Source organism: Chitinophaga fulva, assembly GCF_012927205.1.
GTDB classification, from domain to species: Bacteria; Bacteroidota; Bacteroidia; order Chitinophagales; family Chitinophagaceae; genus Chitinophaga; species Chitinophaga fulva.
On sequence record NZ_JABBGC010000001.1, the window covers coordinates 1,641,230 to 1,661,406 of the forward strand.

13 protein-coding genes are annotated in these 20,177 nt (G+C 49.0%); all 13 read left to right on the forward strand.

Features of this window, described 5'->3' with window-relative positions; translation table 11 throughout:
* Nucleotides 1-65 precede the first annotated feature (65 nt).
* The 13 genes from HHL17_RS06930 to HHL17_RS06990 all read left to right on the forward strand — a co-directional run bounded on the left by HHL17_RS06930 (nucleotide 66) and on the right by HHL17_RS06990 (nucleotide 20,174).
* Complete coding sequence (locus HHL17_RS06930; protein ID WP_169224027.1) at nucleotides 66-662, forward strand: RNA polymerase sigma-70 factor; 597 nt, start codon at nucleotides 66-68, stop codon at nucleotides 660-662.
* A 107-nt stretch (nucleotides 663-769) separates the two neighbouring features.
* Nucleotides 770-1,807 (forward strand): FecR family protein, encoded by a 1,038-nt coding sequence (locus tag HHL17_RS06935; RefSeq protein ID WP_169224028.1) that lies wholly within the window; start codon nucleotides 770-772, stop codon nucleotides 1,805-1,807.
* 328 nt (nucleotides 1,808-2,135) lie between these two features.
* A complete protein-coding gene (locus HHL17_RS06940) occupies nucleotides 2,136-5,573 on the forward strand; it encodes a TonB-dependent receptor (protein ID WP_169224029.1) in 3,438 nt (1,145 codons plus the stop codon).
* A 33-nt stretch (nucleotides 5,574-5,606) separates the two neighbouring features.
* A complete protein-coding gene (locus tag HHL17_RS06945) occupies nucleotides 5,607-7,316 on the forward strand; it encodes a DUF4397 domain-containing protein (RefSeq protein ID WP_169224030.1) in 1,710 nt (569 codons plus the stop codon).
* A gap of 18 nt (nucleotides 7,317-7,334) precedes the next feature.
* Nucleotides 7,335-8,516 (forward strand): hypothetical protein, encoded by a 1,182-nt coding sequence (locus HHL17_RS06950; RefSeq protein WP_169224031.1) that lies wholly within the window; start codon nucleotides 7,335-7,337, stop codon nucleotides 8,514-8,516.
* 24 nt (nucleotides 8,517-8,540) lie between these two features.
* Nucleotides 8,541-9,602: a fasciclin domain-containing protein gene (locus tag HHL17_RS06955; RefSeq protein ID WP_169224032.1), complete on the forward strand. Its 1,062-nt coding sequence runs from the start codon at nucleotides 8,541-8,543 to the stop codon at nucleotides 9,600-9,602.
* A 26-nt stretch (nucleotides 9,603-9,628) separates the two neighbouring features.
* Nucleotides 9,629-10,891, forward strand: a complete 1,263-nt coding sequence (locus HHL17_RS06960; protein ID WP_169224033.1) for a fasciclin domain-containing protein — start codon at nucleotides 9,629-9,631, stop codon at nucleotides 10,889-10,891.
* A gap of 21 nt (nucleotides 10,892-10,912) precedes the next feature.
* Nucleotides 10,913-11,932 carry a fasciclin domain-containing protein gene (locus HHL17_RS06965; RefSeq protein WP_206155927.1) on the forward strand — a complete coding sequence of 340 codons (1,020 nt, stop codon included), beginning with the start codon at nucleotides 10,913-10,915 and terminating at the stop codon, nucleotides 11,930-11,932.
* Between the two features lie 19 nt (nucleotides 11,933-11,951).
* Complete coding sequence (locus tag HHL17_RS06970; RefSeq protein WP_169224034.1) at nucleotides 11,952-15,227, forward strand: TonB-dependent receptor; 3,276 nt, start codon at nucleotides 11,952-11,954, stop codon at nucleotides 15,225-15,227.
* Between the two features lie 12 nt (nucleotides 15,228-15,239).
* Nucleotides 15,240-17,405 (forward strand): IPT/TIG domain-containing protein, encoded by a 2,166-nt coding sequence (locus tag HHL17_RS06975; protein WP_169224035.1) that lies wholly within the window; start codon nucleotides 15,240-15,242, stop codon nucleotides 17,403-17,405.
* 166 nt (nucleotides 17,406-17,571) lie between these two features.
* Nucleotides 17,572-18,543: an SDR family NAD(P)-dependent oxidoreductase gene (locus HHL17_RS06980; RefSeq protein ID WP_169224036.1), complete on the forward strand. Its 972-nt coding sequence runs from the start codon at nucleotides 17,572-17,574 to the stop codon at nucleotides 18,541-18,543.
* Nucleotides 18,544-18,556: 13 nt separating this feature from the next.
* Entirely contained in the window at nucleotides 18,557-19,279 is a 723-nt protein-coding gene (locus HHL17_RS06985; protein WP_169224037.1) for a glucose 1-dehydrogenase, read from the forward strand.
* Nucleotides 19,280-19,364: 85 nt separating this feature from the next.
* Nucleotides 19,365-20,174, forward strand: a complete 810-nt coding sequence (locus tag HHL17_RS06990) for a helix-turn-helix domain-containing protein (RefSeq protein ID WP_169224038.1) — start codon at nucleotides 19,365-19,367, stop codon at nucleotides 20,172-20,174.
* Nucleotides 20,175-20,177 lie beyond the last annotated feature (3 nt).

Below are 20,177 nucleotides of genomic sequence, written 5' to 3' on the forward strand. Positions count from 1 at the left end.
TTTAGATAATATCGCTGCTGTTTTTTTGCCCTTATGTTTGCGACTGGAAAAATTGAGAGGAATATATGAGCGAAGCTCTACACGACTTATCAGATTATTCACTGTTGGAACAATGCAGGCTCGATAATGTGAAGGCGTTCGAAGTATTGTTCGACCGTTATTCCAGGAGGTTGTATAACTATGCCCTGAATTATTTACAGGACAAGGGCATTGCAGAAGAAACGATGATGGACCTGATGTTGTGGGTTTGGGAGAAAAGACAACAGCTGGACCCGGATGTGCAACTGGCGCCTTATTTATTCCGTGCCATCAAAAATGCCGTTATCAAAGCCATGACAAAAAAGTCATTGGCTATACTGCCCATTGAGCAGGCATATGATGATGAAACCCTGTTGACCCCGGCGGCAGATAATCATATGAGCTATCACGAATTAACGCAGGTGTATCTTGATAAATTGGATGAACTAAGTCCTCAACGCCAGCGGGTATTTAAAATGAGCCGTCATGAACACCGTTCCCATGCGGAAATTGCCAAAGAACTGAACCTCTCCCTGTTTACTGTAAAGAATCATATTAAAGCTTCCCTGAGCCATTTCCGGCATCACCTGAAAGACTATACGGATGTTACCATGGTAGTCATATTTTATTGGTGGATGCCCTGATCAGCCGGTTAATGTTATGTAATTGTTACCTGTGCTAACCCCATTAGCCCCTCCTCTTTTTTTTCTGCCCTATATAAGTGAACGGACCTTCGTTCACAACAATCAACATGGCAAATACGATTACGAAAGCATTAATGAACAAATACCTGGATAATCGCTGTACCGCAGAAGAAAAACTGCTGATAGCTGCTTTTATTCAGCAGCCGGAAGGACAACAGCTACTGGATGAGGTGTTAACGGAGCGGTTAACGGCAGACATGCTGCTGATGGAACAGATCAGGGTGGATGACCAACAGGCGGAAGACTGGAAAACAACGCTGCGTCAACGTATGGCGGCCATACAGCCGGAACAGGAGCCTATCATGCAAAGGCCGGTGAAGCGGCTCTCTTTCCTGCGCCGTGCTGCTATTTGGACCATTCTGGTGTCCGCACTGGGAACAATTGGCGTACACCAATACAGGAAACACAGCAAAGCCACGGCTATGGCGCTGGCCAACCTTGAAAAACAAAATCCTAAAGGGCAGCGGGCCGTGATCACGCTGGCAGACGGATCAGTCATACATCTGGGGGCAGACAGTAAACTGGAGTATCCGGAAGCATTTAATGGCCCTACCAGGGAGATCACGCTCACGGGGGAAGCTTTCTTTGAGATCAGTGAAGATCCGGCGCATCCTTTTATTGTACATACCGGTGCTGTGCAAACACGGGTATTGGGTACCTCTTTTAAGATCAACGCCTTTAAAGGAACGCCGCTTACTGTAGCAGTGGCTACCGGTAAAGTACAGGTAGAGCACGAAAATAACGGAAATGGGTACACGCCAACTGTAGCGGTGCTGACACCTGGTCAACAAGTAACCTGGGACCCTATTGCCAAACACACCGCCATTGCGGAGATGCCGGTGGCGGACATTGCCGGCTGGAAGAATGCCCGGCTGGCATTTAACAACAGCACCTTAAGGGAAGTGGCCGATGTACTGGAGCGCTGGTATAATGTGAGCTTCAGTTTTAAACAATCAACTACCGCACAGAAGCGGATCACTGTTACACTGTCAGCCAACAGGCCATTGGAGGAAACACTCCGTGTATTGAGTGCCGGCAGCAGATTTACCTACAAAATAAACAACCGGCAGGTCACTATTCATTAACGCGCAAAACAAACATATGCACTAACAGTACACAACTAAAAAAAACGTTCCCGGTATCTGACAAATACACGGGAACGTCTTAAAATGATTTCATCATGCCTGATAAGTTTTGGACGACGAACAGGCACCATGAAAGGAGATACCAGATTTCCCGGAAAACCGGGATTAACCAGTAACATTCAAAAGTATGGAAAAAGGATTAAAAAGAAATCCTTTAAGATTTAGCATGCAACCCACCTTCGCCTGCCAACGGGCCCGCCCGGAGCAAAAACAGCCCGGGGCACTGTTAGAAAAAAGGGAAGGATTAAGGCCTATAATTTATTTCCTGATGAGATGTTCATTTATTGTGCTGGTATTGCAACTCACCGCAGCGGGGTTGCTTTTGGCCGCAAATGTAAATAGCCAGGATCTGACCCGGAAAATAAACCTGCAATTGAATAAGGTAGCCCTGAAGGAGGCTTTGCTCGCCATCGAAAAGCAGAGCGAAGTTAAATTTATGTTACCGGAAGAGTTGCTGGAGAAAACCCATAAAAAAGTGACTGTCAGCAGTACTGATATCCGTATCCAGGACGCTTTACACGGCATGCTGGAAAATACCGGCCTGGAATACAAGTTGGTGGAAGGTTACGTGGTGATCGCCCAACAACCGGTGCCCGTGAAGATCAGCGGTAAGGTCATTGACAGTAAAACCAAAGAAGCCATCCCGGGTGTTTCTGTACGCGTGAAAGGCACTGCTACCGGTGCTTCCACTGATATGAACGGTATGTTCAATATTACGGTAGCGCAAAGCGGTGTGACGCTGGTTGTCAGCTATATCGGTTACGAATCAAGGGAAGTGAGGGCCAACGTAGCCGGTGGTACCATGATCATCGCACTGACCGTTTCCAGTAAACAGCTCAGTGAGGTGACCGTCAACGCACGCCGCAAGCTCAATACAGATATCGCGGTATTACAGGACCGTAAAAATGCCGCTATCGTACAGGATGCGATATCTGCCGCACAGATAGAACGTACCGGCAGTATCACCACCACGCAGGCGTTGCAGAAAGTATCCGGTGTAACCATTACCGATGATAAATATGTAGCGATCCGTGGCCTTGGTGACCGTAGCGTAATCGGGCAGCTGAACGGCGTACGCCTGGCCTCTTCCGATCCCGACAGAAGTGCCATTCCGCTGGACCTCGTACCGGCTTCCCTCCTCGATAATATCACCATCTTCAAAACAGTTACCCCAGACAAGCCCGCTGATGCGGCCGCCGGTATCGTGGAACTGAAAACGAAATCCGTTCCAGACAGCGCGATATTCACCGTCATCGCACAAACCGGTTTCAATTCCAACATCGGCCCCAATGGCAAAGTGAACAGTTTCTATAACAGTGACATGGGATTCTTCGGTACCAAAGTCAATAAAAAAGACCTGACTTCCGAGTTCCTGGACCTGTCTAAACAATATCCCGGCGGATTATCCCAGATACAAAAACTGATCGCCAACAGCCCCAACAGTCCGGCCTTGCAGCAGGAAGCCACCCGCATCAATAAACTGATGCACAGCTTCGATCCGGTGCTTACCACCAATTACCGCAAAGCGCCGCTGAACCAGCTCTTTTCCGCTACCTATGGCAACAGCTTCAAATTATTCGGAAAACATACCTTGGGTGTCATAGCCGGCGCCAACTACTACAGCCGTACTACCGATATCTATGGTGGAGATCTTACCCAGTATAGTGTTTACCAGGGTGTGATCACCGGTAACAAAGATGTCTACAGTCCGCGGAACATACCCAACTACATTACCCCGAACAACCTGTTCATGGGTAAATATCAAACCTATAAAGAGAACACAGGAACACAAACAATCAACTATGGAACATTGACGGGGTTGACATATAAGTTCAACCCCCGTCATGAAATCAGTATGCAGTACCTGGGAAGCTGGGGCAGTGAGGCGCAGGCCATCAACATGTATGGTCAATACCAGTATGCTGGTTTGCCCGGGGAAGTAAACAGCACTATCTACTCATTGAAGCAGACATACCGCACGCTGCATACTTTCAACCTGCAGGGAGAGCATAAGTTCATGAAAGGGGAATACAGCCCCCGCCTGAGCTATAATGTGGCTACTTCCAACTCTTCACAGAATGATCCGGACTATCGTTTTGTTACGCTGACGGATTATACTCCGCGCAAAGGAGGATACTACTTTAAACCCGGTGTAGGCGTGTTTCCCGGCGAGGGCAGTTTAGTATATACAGATCATCTGTATGCACTCAACTCCGGTTATGTGAATGGATATGGTACCTATGGTATTATACAGGCAGAACCTAATGGCCGCCGCTGGCGCAGGCTGAAAGAAACGAACTACAACTATAAAGCCGATGTAACGCTGCCTTTCCCATTGTTTGGCAGGAAGCAGGAGTTTAAAACCGGTGTAAACTACCTGAATCGTGACCGTAGTTTCCGGGAGAACATGTTGTTCCTGCCCGGCTCTAACTTCTCTACCTTTGGCGCCTATCCGCTGTACGCAGTGGAGGGTAACCTGAACCGCCTCGTAGGCCCGGAAATGATCGGGATCAAAGTCCCGGGAGGCAATACCGGTGAAGGTGCCAATCCCATAGGCGGCTTCCTGTATAATAGCCAGAAATCTCCCAACAACTACACCGGTTTCTTTGAAACCAATGCCTTTTATGGTATGATGGACCTGCGTTTACCGGGTGATCTGCGTCTTACCGGCGGGGTGCGTTTTGAGAAAACCAATATTCAGTCTGCCGTGGATACTTCCGATGTATACCTCGATCCGGCGCTGACAGCCGCAGATGGTGACGGGAAGAAAATACCGGTGGTACTGATTAATCCCAACACCCGTTATCAGACAGGTTATAAACCTTTTTACTCTTTCAACCTTACTTATACGCCGCTGGAAAGCATGAATTTCCGCGTAGGCTATAACACTACACTGGCAAGGCCGGAGCTGCGTGAAATCACCAACGTGTTTGAGTTTGATGCCTTCCAGATGGGCCTGGTGGTAGGTAACCCCAACCTGGTGAACCAACATACCGAAAACCTCGATTTCAGATGGGAATGGTTCCCTAATCCGGGAGAAGTGCTGTCAGTGTCGTTGTTCGGTAAGAGAATACAGAACCAGCTGGTGAAAGTATTCAGCCTGAAAACAGAAGGTCTTGCTGCCAAGTATCCGGAATATCCCACCATTCAGTTCCAGAACGACCCTAATGAAGGTAAAGTATGGGGCGTAGAGCTGGAGGTGGTGAAAGACCTGGGACGGCTGTATGCGCCGCTGAAGAATTTCAACATCGGTTCCAACCTGTTGCTGGCACAGAGCCTCATAAAAAAATCAACTGAACGGTATAAGGCCAACAAATCCCTCGATCGTCATACGCCGGAATACAGCCCGCTGTTTGAGCAGGCGCCCTACTCTGTGAATGCCTGGCTGAATTATAAGAACGGCAAATCCGGTACCGACCTGACCGCCACCTTCAACATGGTAGGTGAGCGCCTGGTGCAAATCAACCTGACCGGTGAACCGGACCTCTACACCCGTCCTGTACCTGTGCTGGACTTCATCTTCACACAGCGCGTTACCAAACGGCTGCTGTTTAAAGGATATGCGAAGAACATCCTGAACCCGGCGATAGAAACCGTATATGCAGCGCCGGGCACCGGCGGTCTGTGGTATGGCAATAAATACACCAACCGCAGCTTTAAGCGCGGCAGTGAAATTATGCTGGGCTTTACTTATAATCTGTTCTAACGGTAACGGTTATCCGGAATAAAAAAAAAGACAATGAAACATATTTCCATTATAGCAGGTGTGTTGCTGGCAGGAGCCGGTTTGATGGCGTCCTGCAACAAAGATAAAATGGACCACCTGTATGACAACAGGATCATTCAGGATGCCCGGGGGAATTCCGGCGTCCGGATCGTGAACCTGGGGCCTTACAGCCAGGTAATTGCCAATAATGATACACTGACCAATTTCGTGTTACTGCCATACAACTCAGGCAAATACGAGTATCCGACGACTAAATTTTTTCCTGACAAAGGCCGTCTTGGTACTACGTGGACGGTTCCGCGTGAGTTTTTTCAAAACAACGGCGCCGCACATCTGAGAATAGAATCAAAGGAGCTGGTAGATAATGATATTCCGGTAGAAGTGGATGTAAAGGATGATTACAGCCCTGCTGATTATTATATCATCCGTGGCCCTTTCCTGCTTACCGGTAATATACCGCAGGTCAACAAAATTCCACGTTCCGTGGAGGCGCCTTCCCGCCCGGACCATTTCAAGATCCGGATCGTGAACCTGGCCTCGGGTATCAAGCGCCCTGAAAGTAACCAAGACCTGATCAACGGGCCATTGTCGCTGGCATTTGCAGATGGTACGCTGATTAACGCTGCTACTTCCAATGTAGTTCCCGGCAGTTGGTCTGAATATGTGGAAGTGCCATATGGTACCTACCAGTTCAAAGTACTGACTGCCGCCGGCACACAGGTAACTGCGTCCGGAGGTCCCAGGGAGGAAGGTGCAGCGATGGTTGATCGCGCCACTTCTACCATTACCAGGGGCACCCTCCGTCCGGTATCTACCGGGCTAACTTTTGCGCCTATACGGACTTATCAGCCAGGCGGCATATATACGATCGTTATTTCACCGCAGATACTGCCTTATGATGTGCCGGGTAGCAACGATGAATCTGTTTTTACCCAGAATACCTTTCAGATCATAGCAGATATTGCTGATCCGGCGAATATAACTTACGGGCGTGTACAGGTAGTGAACGCCTTGCCCGGCGCGGCTGGCCTGGGCCTGAAAGTAAATGGCGGACAGGTGAGCAGCAATATCGCTTATGGTAACGCCAGCGAATATACGAATGTAGTGTCCGCGATGGCTACCCTCGAAGCAACAGATGCATCCGGTAAAGTACTGGCTACTGTTAATAAAATGGTGAGCCCGGGAGGCAATTACACCGCCTGGGTATATGCTGATGCCAAAGGCACGCCACAGATAACCGTCGCTGCTAATAACCTTAGCGCAGGCGTATTCCTGCCCCGTGGTGATGGACAGGATGGATCTTTCTCCCGTCTTCAGTACAAATTTCCTTTTCATTTCCGCTTCTATAACTTCTGCCCGGACTTACCTAATGTGAATTTCACCGCCCCTAACGGCCAGGAGTTCGGCAGGTATGGCGTTACCCGCGGATTGCAGCCGGGCGTTATCCCTGAGGACGGCGCTAATACTGTTGCATTCATGGCAGACAACCCTTATCAGATCATGGCATTCCAGTCAAACCCCGGCGTGTTTCCCGGTACATGGCTCACACAGGTGCCAGTGGTGAAAAGTACCGATCTGATAGCGCGGAAAGAATTGTATGTCCGTGGTGGTATACCTGACCAGGAGCCCGGTTTTTATACCATTGCGCTGATAGGAAGAAATGGTACCGGTGCGCCTGAGGCGTCCAAAGCGAAGATGATCATTGTTAAACATAACCGGTAGCCCTAAACTGTTAAACGTATGAAGCAAAAATTTTCAATAATCATAGCAGGTCTGGTGTCTGTGCTATGCAGCTGCGCCAAGATAGAACACAAGAAGATCGATGATCCGGCCTACCTGCGTGTGTTCAATAACCTGAACTACACCGTAGCGCTAGAAAATAAAGATGAAGAACAGCCGTTTCTGACGATGCTGATCGATCCGGTGACAGATGCTGCCGGTATGCCCACCAGTGCAGCTATTACCGGCGATTTCCTGGACCAGCGTAATTCCTATGCACCGCCATACCCTTCTCATGTGGGTACCAGTAACTCCTTCCGCAATCCCGAGTATCCCGGTAAAGAGGACGTGTTGGTAGGGCCGGTACTCAATGGTTTTGACCTCTCCAGCTGGGCGCAGATACCTTCCGGCCAACACCGGGTGATGTTCATGTACCGCCCCGTGAGCGCTATACCCTTCTTTAACCTGGAAGACCGGCTGAAAAAGAAGGTGCTGCTGGATACGGTCCTTCAGCTGGACAGTCGCGAGGTATATACGCCGCATATCCTGCAGAAAAATTTCAAGACCAAAGAAAACGGCATGCTGTTACGTCGCGAAATTTTTCACAAGCTGTCACTGTCTGACTCTCTCGTATATGTCAATTTCTATAACATGAGCGCAGAAGGGTATGACGCGACAGACAAAACGAAGAAGCCAAGGAATCCAGATGCAGGCATGCTTCAGTATGGGATAAAAGATGAAGCGAATATCTGGATGAGCCTCTATACAGCTGATGCGTTAACGAAGCCGGTACCAGGATATAACTTCAGGTTCCTGACAACACTGAAACGCAATAATACGTCCAATGCAGTGAGTAGCTATTTCAGCTTCCCATTGTTTGCAGACAATGCCGCCGATGGCATCCGCACCACGGCCTGGCAGCGATTCAGCCTGCTGGCGCCGGGACTGGACCCATTCAATAATCCTTACAATGACAATGATGGTGAAGTGGTGAATGGCAATTACGCGGTGATTTCCTGCTATGGAAATGGTACCCATGCGAGCTTCGAGCGCTATATCTGCAGCCGGCCCAATATGATTGTCAATATTCACTCCGGAACAAACAACCCACAATCGTTTGCTACCGTGAATACCATCGAAATAGTGAATGGCACCGCTTATTTAACTACTGTACAACGCAAATATCCGACGCCGATCTACTAAGCGGTGACTCTTAAATCATCAATTATGAAGCATTACATTATCATATTCATAGCGGCATTCGGGATGATGTTTACTTCCTGTAAACATGATGAACTGGATTTTGAGCAGGAGATGAAGAACTATCGTCCTGCTGCAGATTTCATCCGGAACAACTATGACCTCAGCCTTTTCTCCGCAGCCATTGAAAGGGCGGGCATGACGGCCGAGCTGAATGGCCCGGGGCCATTTACCATATTGGCGCCCAACAATAAGGCATTTAATGAGATGGGTATCCTGAGCGCAGCTGATCTGGCCAAAATGCCGGTGGAAAAAGTAAAAGAGCTGATACAACTGCATGTGCTGCCCCAAACGGTGCGGGAGAGCAACCTGGCGTCAAATACTTTGGATGTACGATTTAAAACCATCGGCACACGGGAGTTGCTGGTAACAATGGCCACCAACCCTTACAGCACACCGGAGAACCGTAATAGCATCTATTTCCATGGTTGCCTCGTAGACGTGAAAGACGTGGTTGTCACTAATGGTGTATTGCAGGTGCTCCAGCAGGTGATAAAAGATCAGCCCGGGACCGTGCAGGACCTGCTTTCACAACATGAGGAATTCAGCCTGTTTGTGGGCGCCCTGAAACGCTTCGGCTTCTGGGACCAGCTAAAAAGCGGGGGTCCATGGACCATACTGGCGCCCAGCAATGCCGTGCTCAAAGCCAACGGCCTTGATGAGCAGGCCATCGCAGCACTAAACCCTGACAAGTACATCATAGCACGGCTGTTTGGAAGCTACATCGTACAGAAGCAGCACTATTTCTTCTCTGATGTCCGTGCCTTTAAATCCATGACTGGCGGCAGCGACCCGCTGAGGCTTAATATTAAGGATGATACCTACCTGCTGGAGATCGGCAGCTGGGACGTTATCGAAAATGGTGTTCTCAAAATCAGGTATGCCTGTTCCATCCGGGAAGATAGAAACCATCAACCGCTGAATGCGGTGTCAGTTGAACGGAAAGGTATCGTGGATTATAATACTGACAACGGTGTGGTGCATCAACTGGATGGCTTGCTGCTGAAACCCGAACAGGCCAGAAAATAAGGTCAACAGTTAACGACATAATCATCATGAAAAATAAAATATACAGCACTATACAGGCAACTATACTCTGCGGGGCGTTCTTTAGCATGGGATTGTCGCAAACCGGTTGCAGGAAGGAAATGTTCATGCCGGAACCGGAAGGCGAGACTGTTCCCTATAAAGACAGCGCCAGCGCCGATATCCAGATAGCCCTGAAATCGTCTCCTTACAAGTTGTTTTATGCTGCCTGGCAGCGTGGTAATATGGATAAAGACCTGGAGGCATTGGGCGCCCGGGCGTCCGTTACTGTGCTGGCGGTAGACGATGCCTCCATGAAGGCCGCCGGACTGGATGAAACTGAAATCGGTAAACGTTCTCCGGATGAGCTGAATAAATTGATGAGATATCATATGCTCAACGAAAAACTGGAACCGTTGACCATTCAGACCCAGAAACTGAGTTCTCCCAGGATGACGTTGCTCGATAATCCCGATTTGAATGAGCTGCGCGCTGGTGCCGGATCAGCGGTGACCCGCCTTTATGCATATACCTACCGTCACTTTATAGCGATGGCGAAAGACAGTCAGCTGATCATCAATGGGCAGCTTTGCGGAAACTATAAGCCGGTGGCAGCGAGGAATGGTATCATCTGGCCGGTGAACAGGTTGTTGCGGAAACCGGAAAAACATATCCGGGAAATACTGGAGGAAGATGGCCGCTTTACCATGCTGCTGGCCATCAGCGATATGAATGATGCCAGCTGGATGGAATATACCTGGGGGTCTTTTACGCGCTACGCTAGCATGTATTGGGGTGTAGAGCCCAGCTCCAATTCAGTTATTTTTAACTCCTATCTGGCCCCTACCGATGAAGCTTTCCATCAGGCAGGCATTCAGCGTATAGAGCAGGTCATGGAAATTAACAGCCGTTTCACCCCTGAGCTGGTATGGGAGACGTATACCATGAGTGGTTTAATTCCCACGGACAGTATCCTCGACTATCACAACTGGGGTAGGTCGTATGCCCCCACCACCAATATCGGTTATGTTCCTTCCGCCCGCACGGTGTTTTATTCCAATGACCTGGATGATAAACTGATCGGAGATTACTGGATAACCATGCCGACAGCAACTACCGCCGGGTATAAACTGCCGCTGCAGTTTATAAGGGAAGGCAATACCATCAAGGTAAAACTGAAAAGCGCCAATACGCCGCCGGCCACTATCATCGCAAGAGACATCAACACCTTCGAAGGCCCGCTGCATATCGTGGACCGGCTTCTCCTGCCGGATAATTTCAAGGTGAACTAACAGTTGATCCGTTAAAGATTCATGATGATGACTACAAACATTACAATATTATCCAAACAATATTTTTTCTGCCGGTTATTGGTAGTGGTTTTGTCTTTGCTGATGACCAGCGCCTGTAAAAAAGATGATACCAACCCGCAAAATAACGACCGCCTCATGGAGGTGGTGATGGACAACTTTAACCTGAGTAAGTTCAAGGCAGCAGTAGACCGCAGCGATATGCGGCCGGTACTGGCCAGCGCAGGGCCTCTCACGGTACTGGCGCCGTCTGATGGTGCATTTACCAACGCGGGATACAAAACGCCCGTCGATGTGGCTACCACCAGCATTCCGCTGATGATAAAGATCACGGGGTACCACATACTCATCGGTAACTATGACCTGAATAAAATGCCCTTTCTTTTCAACCAGGAAATACGGACCTATAACGGTGGTAAGCTGTATGTGACCCGTTGGGTGAAGGATAATGATACTGTACTAACAGTGAACGGCAGCCGCGTATTGGCAACAGGCATCAAAGCCAGCAATGGCAGCCTGCAGGTAATTGACCGTGTGCTGGAACCTTTCCTTTATGAAACGCTGGGAGAAGCCCTCTCCGCAAACGCCAGCCTGAGCCTCTTTACACATGCCATGCAACGTTCCGGGTTATTCGATTTGCTGAAAGGCAAAGGTCCCTATACCGTATATGCGGCTGACAATGCTGCCATGATAGCCTATGGCTACAGTACACTGGAGCAGATAGAGGCGGCAGATCCGGCGGTGCTGGCCGCGCTGATGCGTTATCAGGTAGCGGCCGACCGTCGATTTGTTTACGATTATATCCTTACCGCCGGCAAATCTTCCGTGATCACCCAGACCATGCTGGATGACAACAACGTGAAGGTCCAGCTGGTGCCAGACCCAACAGCTCCTGGCCTCTATAACAGTATCACCCTGCAGGGACCGGGTAACCAGACACCCGCAACACTGCAGAAACAGAATATCATCACCGGTAACGGTGTACTGCATATCACCAACCAGGTATTGAAAATAACACGGTAATCAGTTACAATCAAAAGTGATGAACACAAAAAAAATAATTATAACGATATATTCTTTCCTGGCGTTATTGCTGGTATCCGTTGCCGGTATGGCCCAGGAAACCTCCGGCGGCCTTACCGGAAAGGTACAGGACGGCCAGGGGCAGGCTTTGCCCGGTGCCACTATCATTGCGGTGCATGAACCTTCCGGTACCCGCTATCCCGCCATCTCAGATCCCGGTGGCCGCTATCACCTGTTGGGCATGCGCATTGGCGGTCCCTATACCGTCACTGTTACCATGATGGGCATGTCGCCGCAGAAATACCAGAACGTAACCGTACGACTGGGAGAGCCACAGCAACTGAACGTGGTACTGAGCGACGACCGTAAACAACTTTCCGAAGTGGTGGTGAAAGGAGCGAAAACAGGCCCCAAAGCCAACAACTACGGCGCCGGTCAGAACATCAACCGCAGCCAGATCAACAACATGCCTACGGTGAGCCGCAGTATCCAGGACATTACCCGCATGGTGCCGCAAGGCAGCAAAGACAACAGCTTCGGCGGCTCCAACTTCCGTTATAATAACGTTACCATCGACGGCGCCATCAACAACGATGCGATTGGCTTCAGCCCCTCCATGGGCGGACAAAGCGGTACTTCCGGCCAGCCTGGCAGCAGCACCCGCACTAACCCCGTTTCCCTGGACGCGATTGAAGACATGCAGGTATACCTCGCTCCCTTCGATGTGAAGATCGGTAACTTCACCGGTGGTAGTGTGAACGCTGTGACCCGCAGCGGTACCAATACCCTCACCGGTTCCGTATATGGCTTCGGCCGTACCGCCGCTATGATCGGTAAAAACAAGGCCGGTAACGGGGATAAAATGAACAGTGACTTTAAAGATTATCAGGCCGGTATCCGCTTGGGTTTCCCTATCATCAAAAATAAATTGTTCTTTTTTACCAATGAAGAAATCACCCGCAGAACGGATCCTGCGCAACTGCTGGCCGGTAAAGAAGAAACGGCCCGTATCCTCAGCGAGAAAGATGCCGACGATATCCGCAGCGCGACCGTCAAACGCTACGGCGATATCTTCGATCCGGGTACGGCGGGGATGTACAACGCCTCTTCCGAGTCCAATAAATTCTTTAACCGTATAGACTGGAACATCAACGATAAACACCAGCTGTCTATCCGTAACAACACCATTACTTCCAGTGCTATCAGCCTGGACCGCGATCAGCAGGATTTCCGTTTCGGCAGCATGGCCTTCAAACAAACGAATAATCAAAGCAGCACTGTCGCTGAACTGAAAAGCCGTTTTAACAACGCATGGTCCAATAGTTTTGTGGCCGGTTTCACTACAGTACATGACTACCGCGATCCGCTCAGCGATCCAACCCTGCCGCAGGTACAGATCATGGGCCGCACACCGGGTACTACTATCTACCTGGGTACCGACAGGGAAGCGTCTATCTTTAATATGAAGCAACGTACCATCGAGATCACCAATAATCTCACCTGGACAAAAGGCAAACACACCGTGTTGATGGGTACGCACAATGAGCTGTATCATATCGACTACGGTTTTGTGAACGCCTGGAATGGCCGTGTGGACTACCTGAGCATCGATGACTACCTGCGCAATACACCTTATCGCGTAAGAGGAAGCTACAACTATACCAACAACAGCCGGGATTATATCATGAACAATCCCGGAGCAGTATTCAATGTAAATCTCTACAGCCTGTACATACAGGATGCGATACACGTAACAGACAAACTGACCGTTACACCGGGTCTGCGTGCCGACTATACGCATCTGCCCACCAAGCCGGAGCTGAGTGACAAAGTGACCAACGCACTGGCTGATCCTTACTTTGGAACTACCTATCATTATACACCACTGAGCCGCATCGAAAACAGGTATTTCGGGAAAGTACAGATATCTCCGCGCTTAGGCTTCCGGTATGACTGGCTGGGTGATCAGAGCCTGATCATTCGCGGCGGCGTAGGTATGTTTACCGGCCGTATTCCTTTCGCATGGCTGGCCTACGCTTATTACAACAACGGCGTGAACTATGGTTCATTTGACCAGAAAGCAGACCAGAAACCATTTGCTCCCGGCAGCGATGCTATCAAGCCCGGCAAAAATGGTATTGCTGATTTCATCGAAAAGAATGGTACCGTGATCAACAATCCAAACGCAGGTAAAACGCAGGTGGACCTGATCGATAATGATTTCGTGATGCCGAAGATCCTGCGCGCCAGCCTGGCTATTGACCGCACTACCGCCAGCCAGTGGAAGTTTGGGATAGAAGGTATGGTGACCAAAAGTATTAAGGAAGTGTTCTTCCAGCAGGTGAATATTACCGACAACCCGAAATATTATGCTTATGATAAAGACCGTCAACAGCCTGTTTATTCCGGTAATATTGACCCGCGTTTTTCCAACGCTTATATGTTGACCAATACCAATAAGGGTTTCCGGTACAGCCTCACAGGTACTGCCAGCAAAAACTTTACTAACGGTCTGTACCTGTCCGGCGCTTATACCTATGGACAGAGCAAGGACGCGTTCAACGGTATCCGCAACTCCATGGAGTCCAACTGGCAGCTTAATCAGGCATTGAGCCCGAACAATGCGCCACTGGCTTACTCCAACTTCGATATCCGTCACCGTTTTGTGGTGAATGCCAGCTACCGCAAAGCATGGAATGATACATGGGTGAGCACACTTAGCCTGTTCTTCAGTGCGCAGTCCGGAAGTCCGTTTACCTACGGTGTTGTGAACAACAGCATACAGGGATTGCCGCAACAGGTAAGCCTGGCCTATATTCCGCAGACAGAAGAAGCTATCCGTTTCTTCAGGGACTATACCAGCAACGGACAGCAGGTTACTGCTGCCGGGCAGGCCGAAGCCTTTAACCGCTTCATTGATGGCAACAAATACCTGAGCAGCAGGAGAGGCGATTTCACAGAGAGGAACATGGGCCGCACACCGTGGAATGTACAGGCAGACCTGCATTTTGCCCAGGAGTTCCATCTGCGTAAACTGAAGACACACTTTATCACTTTTACTGCTGATGTAGTGAACCTGACGAACCTGTTGAGCCGTAACTGGGGTGTCAGCTATTTCTCTCCCAATACCTTCAACTCAACAGCCAGCGTCGGTTTAACGCCTACCCTGTTCCCGCCGGAACAAAACAAGGGTGGTATACCGGTGTATACTTTCTCTGATCCGGGTATGCCTTATTCCATTGATTATTTCGGTTCCCGTTACCAGGTACAGCTGGGACTGCGTTACACCTTCTAAACAACAGATTATATGCAAAAGCTCACAACATATTTATTTGCGGGGTTGCTGTTATGCCTGATGGGCATTATACAGGCCTGTAAAAAAGATAAAATAGCTACTGTGGTGCCGTTTGAGGTCAAGAGCTATTATCCCAACAGCGGTAATGCCGGTACGCTGATAACTATTACCGGCAGCGGTTTGTCCGATGGGAAAGCCAGCATTGCTTTCAATGGAACCGATGCCGAGGTGCTGAGTACTACTGACTCCATAGTGGTAGTACGCGCCCCGGAAAAAGGACAAAGTGGGAGCATCACTTTTTCCAATGGCAGCAAATCACTGATTGTAGGAGAATATACCTACCAGAAATTAAGCATACAGAAAATATATCCGGCTAACGGTCCCGCCGGTACGCAGATACGTATCATTGGTGCCGGCTTCAGTAGCCTGAAGGCCCCTGCCGAGGTGCTGATCAATGGAAAAGCCGCTACGGTGGTGAGTGCCAGCGATACCTCGCTGATGGCTACTGTACCGGAGGCTGCGGGAAGTGGCGCGGTAACGGTGAAAGTAGATGGGATGGTATCTGTTGGTCAGCCTTTCCAGTATCAGACGGTGAGCGGTATTAAACCGGTAACCGGTGGAAAAGGTACTCGCGTAACCATTAGTGGGGAAGGGTTTGCAGCGCTTGCTGCCAACAACGTGGTCGATTTCAACGGTACAAAAGCAGAAGTGACAGAAGTGGCAGGGAACAAACTGGTAGTTATTGCACCGGAAGGTTTGACCAGTGGCCCGTTGGCAGTGACCATCAACGGACAGAAAATTGTTGGCCCAGCTTTTACGGTGGAGCCTCCGCCTTCTATCCGGCTGGTAAGCCCGCTCAGCGGTCCTGCCGGTGCTGAAATGATCATCGACGGAAAGGACTTTAGCACAGTGGCTGATGAAAACGTAGTAACGATCAATAATATACCTGCGGTGGTGAAAGCGGCTACGGCGCTCCGCCTTACGGTAGTGTTGCCGATTGGTATGGGCAAAGGACCGGTGATGATCAGCGTGAATGATCAGCCGGTAAAAGGACCGGAGTTTACAGAACAGAGCCTCGGTATTCAGAAGCTCGAACCATCCAATGGTTTGGCTGGCACTAAAGTCGTGATCACCGGTACCGGCTTCAGTGTAAACCCGGCAGAAAACGAAGTGACCTTCAATGGTGCGGTGGCGCAAATACTCAAAGCAACGGAAACAACGCTGGAAGTAATGACGCCGGCCAACCTGACAACCGGCCCTGTAAAGGTGAAGAGAGCTGCATTGGTGGCAGAAAGCCCTACTACGTTTAACCGTGCGGGTATGGTCACCATCACCAACCAAATGGGGCCCTTTATCGGTGCTATTGTGGTGGATAACCAGGGTAACCTGTTTGTGTCTAATACCCGTGAAAACTATATCTCCAAAGTCACACCTGCCGGTGATGTATCGATCTTTGCCGGAGAGCCTAATGCAAATGGTTTCGTTAATGGTAACGGCAGAAATGCCCGGTTTGGATCTATTTCTAGCTTGGTGATAGATGAAAGCAACAACGTATATGTTTCAGAGGTAGGTGCCGGCGGCGGCACTATCCGTAGGATCACGCCTCAGGGTGACGTGACTACAGTCAAAAGCGGTTTGCCCAATGATGTAGGTTCGATAACGAGAGATAAAAAAGGCAACCTCTATTATACGCAGCTTTACAGAGGTGTCTTCCGGTTGTATCCTGATGGTGTGTTGGAGAATGTGTTTGGACGGACAGCTGAGGACTCACGGATAGCCATTAGTAACAACAATGATCTGTTTATAGTAGGGGATAAATATGAACCTACTTTCTACTGGCAGCAGCTGAACAGCGCGAAGCTGACCTGGGTGGGTTCTTCCAATGGTTACCAGGACGGGTCGGTATCTTCTGCCTTGTTTGGTGGCACCATCGGTTCATTGCTGATGGATAATGAACAGAACCTGCTGATTGCAGACAATCATAACTATGCTTTGCGTAAGCTGGACCTGTCTACCGGTCAGGTCAGCACGGCGGCGAAACTGTCAAAAGGTTTTGCAGATGGTAGCCTGGACCAGGCAAAGATTGGCCTGATAGCAGATATGGCTATTGATAAAGAAGGAAGTGTTTATATCTCTGATCCTAACAACAGGGCTATCAGAAAGATTGTGCTTAAGTGACGATGCTTGCAATTGAAAGGGTGGGGCTGTTCCGAAAGGGGCAGCCCTTTTTGCTGTTATAGCGTAGTCCTACAGGTGGACTTTTAAACAAAGCAAATTCGGACGTTTGAACAAAGTCAGTGGATGCCGGGTGTTCTACTTTTGTTTCAACAAAAACAATAATAACATGGAACATAACAATTATCAGGGAGCATTGCAAACCCCTTTGGGTTCAGGTTTTAATGCAAAATCCACTACAAATGATGTCATCAAAGGCATTGATCTTACCGGAAAAATTGCCATCGTAACAGGAGGAAATACCGGCATTGGTCTGGAAACCACCAAAACGCTTGCTGCTGCCGGAGCGACGGTCATTGTGCCCGCCCGCGATATCGAAAAGGCAAGAAAGAATTTACAGGGCATTGCCAATGTGGAAGTGGCTTCCATGGACCTGATAAACCCTGATGCTGTGGATGCCTTTGCTGCCACATTCCTCGCTTCCGGAAGGCCTTTGCACCTGCTGATCAATAATGCGGGTATTATGTGGGTGCCGCTGCGCAGGGACCAGCGCGGCTTTGAATCCCAACTGGTTACCAATTACCTGGCACTTTTTCAACTTACCGCAAGGTTATGGCCGGTATTGCAAAAAGCGGATGGGGCAAGGGTGGTAAACCTATCTTCCGGTGGTCATCAGTTTGGCGCTTTCGATTTTGATGACCCTAATTTCCTGAACAGGGAATACGAAACATTGCTGGGCTATGGGCAGTCCAAGACGGCTGTTAACCTGTTTTCCCTTGAAATGGACAACCGCGCTAAATCCTCCAAAGTCAGGGTGTATGCTGTAAATCCGGGTTCTATAGGAGGAACGGAGTTAGGCAGGGAAGCGCCGCCGGAACTGTTTCAAAAGATGGGATTTTGTGATGCTGAAGGGAATCTGCTGCCAGAAGTGGCTGCTTCTTTAAAAACGATACCTCAGGGCGCTGCTACCACTGTCTGGTGCGCTACCAGCCCATTGTTGGACAATATTGGCGGCGTGTATTGCGAAGATGGCGACATTGCTGCATCAGCAAATGTAAAATCGTATTCGCAGGATGAAACAAATGCAAAGCGCTTATGGACGCTGAGTGAAGAGATGACAGGTATCACATTTAACATCTAACAAACTAAAGATCATGTTTAAAGATAAAACAGTACTCATTACGGGAGGTAACAGCGGCATAGGATATGCCACTGCAAAACAACTACAGGAAAGTGGCGCCAGGGTTATTATTACCGGTAGAAGAAAAGATGCTGTGGCGCAGGCTGCATCTGCATTAAACGTAACTGGTTTGGTAGCGGATCAGTCCAGCCTGCCGGCTATTGAAAAGCTGGTCACGGAAGTGGCCGCACAATTCGGAAAAATTGATCTGTTGCTCATCAATGCAGGTGTTACCAAACTCGCGTCCATTGAATCAGTGACAGAGGAGCTGTTTGATGAAATAATGAATATAAACTTTAAGGGTGCTTATTTTACACTCAGCAGGTTTGTTCCTGTGCTTCATGATGGGGCGTCTGTGGTGTTATTGTCCTCAACTTCTGCTATCATGTCCCCTCCGGGTGCATCGGTATATGCAGCCAGTAAAGCCGCCATCAATGCGGTGGTGAAAATAGCGGCACTTGAACTGGCATCCCGGAAGATACGGGTGAATGCGGTAAGCCCGGGTCCTGTTGCCACTGAGATCATGCATAAAATCGGATTGAATAATGACATGGAAGACCAGATGGTTAACAGTGTCCCACTGGGGCGGTTCGGTCAGCCATCTGAAGTGGCGGACCTGGTCACTTATTTGTTGAGCGACAAAGCGGCTTTTATCACCGGCTCAAATTTTCTGGTTGACGGCGGACAGGCTATCTAACAGCAACAAAATCAAATCGTTATTTTGAGTTGGCGAAAGTGTGCGATACTGTTTATTTTTACACCGGCGATTTTCTTTTCAGATCATGAAATATACGGCCCAATATATCACGGAAGATATAAAGCTCTCTTGTTATGATGACAGCTTTTTTAAGTCAGACATCATGTTTGATCAACATATGCTGGTGTGGTTCATATCCGGAGAAACAAAGATCGTACAGGCAGATGCTACGTACTTTTTTAAACAGGGAGATATCTTCCTGATTCCCCGTAATCAACTGGCAACAATTATCAATTATCCTAAAAACGGACTACCGCACAAGACGGTCGTGATGCATCTCTCGACAGCAAGGTTAAGAGATTACTATGCAAAGCAGGAAGTGAAACCTCATATTGCCGCGGTACAGAAAATTCTCTGCTACAACAATCACCCTTTATTGGAAAGCTGTCTTTCTTCTTTGATTCCTTATTTTGATATGAAGGAACTTCCTCCCGATATAGCATCATTAAAGATAACAGAGGCTATTAGTATTCTCAGGGCAATTGATAAAGGGATTGACAATATCCTGGCGAATTTCGAAGAGCCGGGGAAAATAGAGCTGGCCAGTTTTATGGAAAAGAATTTTATGTTCAATCTGCCGCTGGAAAAATTTGGTTATCTCACCGGACGTAGCCTGACAACGTTTAAGCGGGATTTTCAAAAGGCATTCCAGTTAACACCCCAACGATGGCTGACACAAAAACGATTGGAGCTGGCTCACTATCATTTTGTGGAAAAGCATGCGAAGCCGGTTGATGTATGTTATGAAGTTGGTTTCGAAAACCTGTCCCATTTTTCTTTCGCGTTTAAAAAGCAGTTTGGCTATACGCCAACGGAGCTGTTGAACAAGCGGTAAGTC